This is a genomic window from Stenotrophomonas sp. 05L44_2 (assembly GCF_056665995.1).
This window is the reverse complement of record NZ_JBFTNR010000123.1, coordinates 1-7,475: the sequence shown is the minus strand read 5'-3', so window position 1 is coordinate 7,475 and position 7,475 is coordinate 1. Positions and strand designations below refer to the sequence as shown.

Sequence of the window (7,475 nt, the reverse complement as noted above, 5' to 3'; positions counted from 1 at the left end):
CGGCATGGATGCCGCGGCCAAGCCTCCAGGGACGGATTCACGGCGTCCCCCGCGAACCCAACCCGGCCGACCCACCTGCGGCTTTTGCATTCCGCGACCAACCACACCCACCCACGAGGGGCTGCGCCGTTGGCTGAAACCCGCGGATTCGTTAGCCGGAAGTTAAAGATCCGTAAGCGTTCTGCTGCTATCCCGCAGTCATCTGCATGCAACGGATCGTCATTAGTCTTCGTGACGTTCCAGTCAGCTTGGCCGCGGTAAGCTCTATCCCGATGAGCCAACAAGTACCGCTCATCGTGTGCAGTACGCAGTAGCAATTTGGAGGAAGACATCACATGGCAATCGTTCTTTATGTCGGTGGTAGCAAGGATGGCGAGAAGGGCGTGGTGCCCTACGGCTTCAGCAAATCCCGCGCCGATACCGCGCTGGGGCCGGAGTTCTACACGGAGCGGTTCATGGAACTGCAGGGTGTCGGCAAGGTCCGCCTGATGGCGCTGGAGAGCCTGCGTGACGACATCGTCATGCAGCGTGCCGCCCGCCACTACCGCTGACCTTCGCAGTACGCGGCAGGACGCGCTCCACCATCGCGCGTCCGCGCCGGCATCCCAGCCCCGGGGCCAGTCCGAGCCCCTTTTGCCAGGATGCCGGCGTCCCATCCGGACCCACCGCCTGAACCGCCGCTCTGTCAACGCCTTGTCCCTGCCGCCCGCGCATTGCAAGAATGGGCCTTTCCCGCAATGCGGCCCAGGCCGGAAACAATGCACGACGCCAAGCACGCCCAGCGCCAGCTCGCCCAGCAGATCGCCCAGACCATCGCCGATGAAATCGGTGCCCAGACCGCCCAGGTCAGCGCCGCTGTCGGCCTGCTCGATGAAGGCGCCAGCGTTCCGTTCATCGCCCGCTACCGCAAGGAAGTCACCGGCGGCCTGGACGACACCCAGCTGCGCAACCTGGAAACCCGCCTGACCTACCTGCGCGAACTGGAAGACCGCCGTGCGGCGGTGCTGGCCAGCATCGGTGAGCAGGGCAAGCTCAGCGATGAGCTGCGCAACGAGATCCTCGCCGCCGACACCAAGAGCCGGTTGGAAGATCTGTACCTGCCGTACAAGCCCAAGCGTCGCACCCGCGCGCAGATCGCCCGCGAAGCAGGACTGGAGCCGTTGGCCGACGGCCTGTTGGGCGATCCGACACAGGACCCGCAGGTCTTTGCCGCCACGTTCGTGGATGCCGACAAGGGCGTAGCCGATACCAAGGCCGCGCTGGAAGGTGCCCGCGCGATCCTGATGGAGCGCTGGGGCGAGGACGCCACGCTGGTTGGCGAGCTGCGCAGCTGGTTGAGCGAGCAGGGCGTGATCCGTGCCCGCGTTGCCGAGGGCAAGGAAACCGAGGGCGCCAAGTACCGCGATTATTTCGAGCACGCCGAGTCATTGGCGAAGATTCCCTCGCACCGGTTGTTGGCGTTGTTCCGTGCGCGCCGCGAGGAGATCCTGTTCCTGGAGCTGGACCCAGGCAAGGATGCCGAGGCCGGACATCAGTACGCCGAAGGGCGCGTGGCGCACAACGCCGGTATCCGCGATGCGGGGCGCCCCGCTGATCGCTGGCTGCTGGACGCCTGCCGCCTGACCTGGCGGGCCAAGCTGCACATGCACCTGCTGCTGGACCTGTTCAACCAGGCCCGCGAGAAAGCCGAGGCCGAAGCCATCGCGGTGTTCGGTGACAACCTCAAGGATCTGCTGCTGGCCGCACCGGCCGGCCCGAAAAGCGTGCTGGGCCTGGACCCGGGCATCCGCACSGGCTGCAAGATTGCCGTGRTCGACGCCACAGGCAAGCTGGTCGCCACCGACACCATCTACCCGCACGAGCCCCGCCGGCAGTGGGAGCAGTCGCTGCAGACGATCAAGCAGCTGTGTGCCAAGCACAACGTGCAGCTGATCGCSATCGGCAACGGCACCGCCAGCCGCGARACCGACAAGCTGGCCGGTGAAGCCATCAAGGCGCTGGGTGACAACGCGCCGCAGAAGATCGTGGTCAGTGAAGCCGGGGCGTCGGTGTATTCGGCGTCGGAAACGGCGGCCAGGGAATTCCCGGACCTGGACGTGTCGATCCGTGGTGCGGTATCGATCGCGCGTCGCCTGCAGGACCCGCTTGCCGAACTGGTGAAGATCGAGCCGAAGGCGATCGGCGTGGGGCAGTACCAGCACGACGTGGATCAGTACCGCCTGGCGCGCGCACTGGATGCGCGCGTGGAGGACTGCGTGAATGCCGTCGGCGTGTACGTCAACACGGCGTCGGCTGCACTGCTGTCGCGCGTCTCGGGCCTGTCGTCGACGGTAGCCGAGAACATCGTGCGCCACCGCGATGACAACGGTCCGTTCAAGCGTCGCAAGGACCTGCTGAAGGTGTCGCGCCTGGGCGAGAAGACGTTCGAGCAATGTGCAGGTTTCCYGCGTATCGCCGATGGCGATGAGCCGTTGGATGCRTCGTCGGTKCAYCCSGAAGCCTATCCMGTGGTCGAGCGCATCGTCGCCAGCACCGCGCGCCCGATTAAGGCGCTGATCGGCGACGGCAGTTTCCTGCGCGGCTTGAAGGCCGAGCAGTTCACCGACGAGACATTCGGTGTGCCGACGGTGCGCGACATCCTCAAGGAACTGGAAAAGCCGGGCCGTGATCCGCGCCCGGAATTCAAGGCGGCCCGTTTCGCTGATGGCGTCGAGGACATCAAGGACCTGCGCGAGGGCATGGTGCTGGAAGGCGTGGTCAGCAACGTGGCCGCGTTCGGTGCGTTCGTCGATATCGGCGTGCACCAGGACGGCCTGRTCCACATCTCGGCGCTGTCCGATACCTACGTGAAGGATCCGCGTGACGTGGTCAAGGCCGGCGACATCGTCAAGGTGAAGGTGCTGGAGGTGGACGTGCCGCGCAAGCGCATCGCCCTGACCCGTCGTCTGGACGACACGCCCGGCCAGGCCACCAGCCGCCCGGGCAGCCGTGACGAACGCAGCCAGGGGCAGGCGCCGCGCCGCGACGCTGCCAACCCCGGGCAGGGACGTGGCCAGGGGCGCAACCCGGGCAATGGCGGACGCCCGGCACAGGCCGCGCCGCCAGCCAACAATGCCCTGGCCGAGGCGTTCGCCCGGGCCAAGCGCAGCTGAGTCCGCCGTCCCCCTCCCGGCGCTGCCGGGTGGGGGACTTGTCGATGTTCCCCGGCAATGCGCACACTTGCGCCGGAAGGGGCGCCTGGGCCCCTGCTGTCGCTGGGGAGGCCATGCCGTCAGCACCATCCGCCCTGTTCCGTGACCGCTGTGGCTCGCCACGGCCTGCGGGCAGCTGCGTCGGCAGGGGAGGCGGCTGATGGCCGATCAGGGCAACAGCGGCAACGCACTGCTGGAGCGCCGGCTGCAGGAACTGGCCGAAGAGCGCCGCCGCCTGGCGATGATCATCGAGGGCACCGCGGCCGGCACCTGGGAATGGAACGTCCAGAGCGGGCAGATGCGGGTCAACGAACGGTGGGCCGAGATCGTCGGCTACCGGTTGGACGAACTTGAACCGATCTGCCAGAAGACCTTCATCGCGCTGGTCCATCCGGATGATCTGGCGCTGTCCGATGCGGCCCTGCAGGACCACTTCGATGGCCGCACCGACCACTATGTCTGCCTGTTGCGGATGCGCCACAGGAATGGCGAATGGATCTGGATCCACGATCGCGGACGGGTATTCGAATGGGACGGGCAGGGCAGGCCACTGTGGATGGCCGGCGCCCATGCCGACGTCACCGAACTGCAGCAGGCGCGCCAGGACGCGGCCGAAATGCGGCAGCGCCTGCAGGCGATGGTGGATGCTTCAGACGAAGTCGCGGTGATCGCGACCGACACCGATGGCATCATCACCATTTTCAATACCGGCGCGCAGCGCCTGCTCGGCTACACCGCCGCTGAAGTAGTGGGTACGCGCCGCCTGGATGCCTTCCACGACCCGGTTGAACTGCAGGCGTGGTTGCGACCGCTGGCGACCGCTGATGGACAGGTTCCGGGTGTGTTCGAGGCACTCAGTGCACGTGCCGAGGGCCAGACGTATTCGCGGCAGTGGACACTGCTGCGCAAGGACGGTCAGCGTCGCCAGGTACGCCTGTCAATCAGCCGCATGGATGGCGCCAATGGCGAGCGCATCGGCTATGTCGGCATGGCCATCGACATCACCGAGATCCTGCAGGCGCGCGCCGAGGCTCGTCTTGCGGCGGAAAAGTTCGCCGGAGCGTTCACTTCGGCGGCACTGGRCATGGCGCTGGTATCGCTGGAAGGGCGCTGGCTGGATGTCAACGATGCGCTGTGCCGCATTCTCGGCTACACGCGCGAGGAACTGCTGCAGGTCGATTTCCAGCGGTTGACCCATCCGGCCGATCTGCAGACCGACCTGGCCCTGGTGCAGGACCTGCTGGCGGGGCGACGCACGCACTATCACCTTGAAAAGCGCTACCTGGGCCGTGAGGGCAACACCATCTGGGCACGGCTGTCGGTATCGCTGGTACGCAATGAGCGCGGTGAACCGTTGCATTTCGTGTCGCAGATCCAGGATGTCAGCGCCCAGCGCAGCAGCGAGCAGCGCCTGTTCGAAAGCGAGCAGCGCAGCCGCATCACCCTGGATGCGGTTGCCGACCTGGTACTCAGCGTGGCCCTGGATGGCCACATCGAATATGCCAACGCGGCCGCCGTGCGAATGCTTGCCGGCGATGGAGCGCTGTCGCTGGCCGGGCATCTCGTGCAGGACGTGCTGTCGTTGACCACCGAATACGCGCCGCAATCGCAGCTCGACGTCAGCGTGCTGCTGGATCCGGAAAGCAACGCCGTGGATCTGCATGCCGATCTGCTGCTGCAGTTGGGTACCGCCGTGGTGCCGGTTGACCTGACCCGGGCCTGGCTTCGCGACGACGAGGGCCAGGTGCGTGGTGCGGTGTGGGTCCTGCGCGATGACACCCAGCAGCGTGCACGCGAGCGCGAGGCACGGCACCTGGCGGAGATGGACCCACTGACCGAACTGGGTAATCGCCGCGGCTTCGAAGTGCATCTGCAGCAGGCGATCACCCGGGTCGAGCGGACCGGGCAGGCGGCGTCATTGATGTACATCGATCTGGACCGGTTCAAGCCGGTCAACGATACCTTTGGTCATCTGGCCGGCGACGCCGTGCTGTGGGCCGTGGCCAGCGCATTGCGCCATGGTGTGCGCGACTCGGATGTGGTGGCGCGCCTGGGCGGTGACGAATTCGCGGTGATCCTGTCCGGGTGCAGCCCGCGGCGAGCGGCGCGCATCGGCGGCGAGTTGCTGCATACCCTGGCCAACCTGTCCATTCCGTGGGACCAGCACCAGCTGCGGATCGGCGCCAGCATCGGCATCGCACCGCTTGCCGCCGGCATGAGCGTGGACCAGGCCGTCGCCGCCGCCGATGCCCAGTGCTACCGGGCCAAGGCGATGGGGCGCAACAATGTGCAGGTGCAGGGCGAAACCGGCGAACTGCCCGGTAGCTCGCCGGCGGACGGCGGCGACCTCAGCGACGGCTGATCTCAGCCTGTGAGAGGGGCGCGGCGAATACTGCGCCAACGCCCCACCTTGGCAGGAAAACAACATGACGTCCTGGAACCTGAGTGCAGTCCGTGCTTATGCGCCGGCCGTTGTCGGCTGGTCCCTGGCTCTCTCCGGCTGGCTCCGGCTGGAGCAGCTGCGCAACGACCAGCAGGCCCGGATGCTGGTCCCCGTGGTGCAGTGGGGCGTGGCGCTGATGCTGCTGGTCACCCTGGGCTGCATCGTCGCTGCCAGCGTGATGATCTGGCGCGCCGGGCGTCGCGATGCGCAGCAACGTGGGTAGCGGATCTGCTGCGTTGATCAGGTGCGGGCCTCAGCGCAGCACCTCTTCGGCATCCACCAGCTGCACGTCGTGCATCATGTTGAGGTAGGCCTCGTAGTAGCCTTTGTGCGAGGCGCCAACGATGGCCAGCAGGCGCGTTCCCGGGCGCTGGCCCAGCACTTCGCGGATGTTGGCGACCATGCGCAGGTTGCGGGTTTCCCAGTAGCCCACGTAGTTGCGGCCAAAGCCCTGGGGTGAGGGTTCGACCAGCGCAGCACCGAAATCGGCCTGGTAGGCCTGCAGGCCGACGCCGGGGCGGTTGTAGGCGCGATACAGGTCCAGCACGCCATCGACCTTGCCGATGTTGGCATACAGCGGCTCGTCGGCGTCCCGCCGTGCGTTTGCGTGCGGATTGTCCCAGGCCGACATGATCGCTTCGCGTGCTGCTTTCTGGTCCTTGGGCGGGGTTGCCGAATCGGCGGTGTGATCGTCCACTGCCCACAGGCGCTCCAGTCCCAGCCGGGCAGCGAGGACTGCGGCCACCAGGTTGGTTTCATTGCGACGGGTCAGGCTCTTGTCGAGAATCTCGACCAGCGCAGCATCCAGCCCGTCGCCGGCGACGCGCTCCTGCACAGGCAGGCGCAGCCATTGCACCTGCGCCGATCCGCGCTCGCCAGCGGCCAGGAACACCGCGGCCAAGTGCCGACGCTGCGCGGCTGTCGGGCTTGCCGGCCATGCCGACAGCAGGCGTCCCATTTCGGCGTTCGCGCTGGGCACGTCGAAGCCGGTGGCGACGCGGGCCGCGTCGGTGTCGAAGCAGTAGGTTTCGACGCTTTCGGCATAGCGGCTGGGATTGCGACGCATGAAGTCGCACTGCAGGCCGGACAGGTTTTCGGTGGCAATCGCCTCCGGGCGCCAACGTGCCAAGCGCTGCAACAACGGCTCCAGCATGGCCGGCTCGAAGGTCTTTGGCAGTTCCGACAGATGTGCTGTCCCAAGCACCAGTACTTCGTTGTGGCGACCGGCGGGTGGCCCCTTCAGCTGGTCGGGATGGAAGCTGGGGCGGAAGCCCGCGTCGCTGGCCAATGCGCCGGCACTGCACAGGCTGAGGAAGATGATGGCGTTCAAGCGTCGAAGCATGCTGCCTCCCAGGAAAAATCCATTCAGTGGGCGCATGCTGCCGGCAGCGCGCAGGCAAGGGATGTCCCGATGGTCATTGCAACCTTCTGTGTGCCTGCCGCATCCCCTTTCCGTCGGCGCTGGTCCAGAATGGTGGCTGGAAGACTTCCGGAAGCGCGTCATGGATGAAATCGCCACCATCGCAGCTGCAGGTGCCGTGCTGGGTGCACTGGCCGGCTGGATCGGGCCGGGGAGGTGGCGGTGGCAGCTGTTGCGGCTGGCACCGTTGCTGCTGGTGCCGTTCGCGCTGTACATCCTCGCTACCCGCAGCTGGATCCTGGGCGGCGGCGGGCCGCTGGCGGGGCCGTCCCTGCTGGTCGTCTGCGGCAGTCTGGGCTACCTGCCGGCGGTGCTGGCAACGATACTGCTGCGCTGGGTTCTGCGGCGCGCTGCCGACCAGGGGCTGGCCCCCTAAAGTTGCTGGCCGTCGCGCCGTTACCTTCTCTGGAGCCCGCTGCAG

Annotated in this window: 6 protein-coding genes; 5 read left to right on the top strand and 1 reads right to left on the bottom strand. The window is 66.7% G+C overall.

The features are described from left to right. Positions 1 to 335: 335 nt before the first annotated feature. The 4 genes from AC1VAN_RS06330 to AC1VAN_RS06315 all read left to right on the top strand — a co-directional run bounded on the left by AC1VAN_RS06330 (position 336) and on the right by AC1VAN_RS06315 (position 5,857). Positions 336 to 551: a hypothetical protein gene (locus AC1VAN_RS06330; RefSeq protein WP_025879252.1), complete on the top strand. Its 216-nt coding sequence runs from the start codon at positions 336 to 338 to the stop codon at positions 549 to 551. Between the two features lie 207 nt (positions 552 to 758). Then, entirely contained in the window at positions 759 to 3,152 is a 2,394-nt protein-coding gene (locus AC1VAN_RS06325; RefSeq protein ID WP_480985476.1) for a Tex family protein, read from the top strand. Positions 3,153 to 3,351: 199 nt separating this feature from the next. Further along, entirely contained in the window at positions 3,352 to 5,553 is a 2,202-nt protein-coding gene (locus tag AC1VAN_RS06320) for a PAS domain S-box protein (protein WP_480985475.1), read from the top strand. Between the two features lie 64 nt (positions 5,554 to 5,617). Beyond that, complete coding sequence (locus tag AC1VAN_RS06315) at positions 5,618 to 5,857, top strand: hypothetical protein (RefSeq protein ID WP_025879248.1); 240 nt, start codon at positions 5,618 to 5,620, stop codon at positions 5,855 to 5,857. A gap of 30 nt (positions 5,858 to 5,887) precedes the next feature. Here AC1VAN_RS06315 and AC1VAN_RS06310 read toward each other — a convergent pair whose 3' ends face one another. After that, a complete protein-coding gene (locus tag AC1VAN_RS06310; protein ID WP_442251194.1) occupies positions 5,888 to 6,976 on the bottom strand; it encodes a DUF5694 domain-containing protein in 1,089 nt (362 codons plus the stop codon). Positions 6,977 to 7,136: 160 nt separating this feature from the next. On the opposite strand from AC1VAN_RS06310, the gene AC1VAN_RS06305 reads away from it, so the two are divergent. Continuing rightward, entirely contained in the window at positions 7,137 to 7,430 is a 294-nt protein-coding gene (locus tag AC1VAN_RS06305; protein WP_032976180.1) for a hypothetical protein, read from the top strand. The last annotated feature ends 45 nt before the right edge of the window (positions 7,431 to 7,475 follow it).

Coding starts and splice junctions, on each gene's coding strand:
- AC1VAN_RS06330 (WP_025879252.1), top strand. CDS start 336: ATGGCAATCGTTCTTTATGTCGGTGGTAGCAAGGATGGCGAGAAGGGC.
- AC1VAN_RS06315 (WP_025879248.1), top strand. CDS start 5,618: ATGACGTCCTGGAACCTGAGTGCAGTCCGTGCTTATGCGCCGGCCGTT.
- AC1VAN_RS06310 (WP_442251194.1), bottom strand. CDS start 6,976: ATGCTTCGACGCTTGAACGCCATCATCTTCCTCAGCCTGTGCAGTGCC.
- AC1VAN_RS06305 (WP_032976180.1), top strand. CDS start 7,137: ATGGATGAAATCGCCACCATCGCAGCTGCAGGTGCCGTGCTGGGTGCA.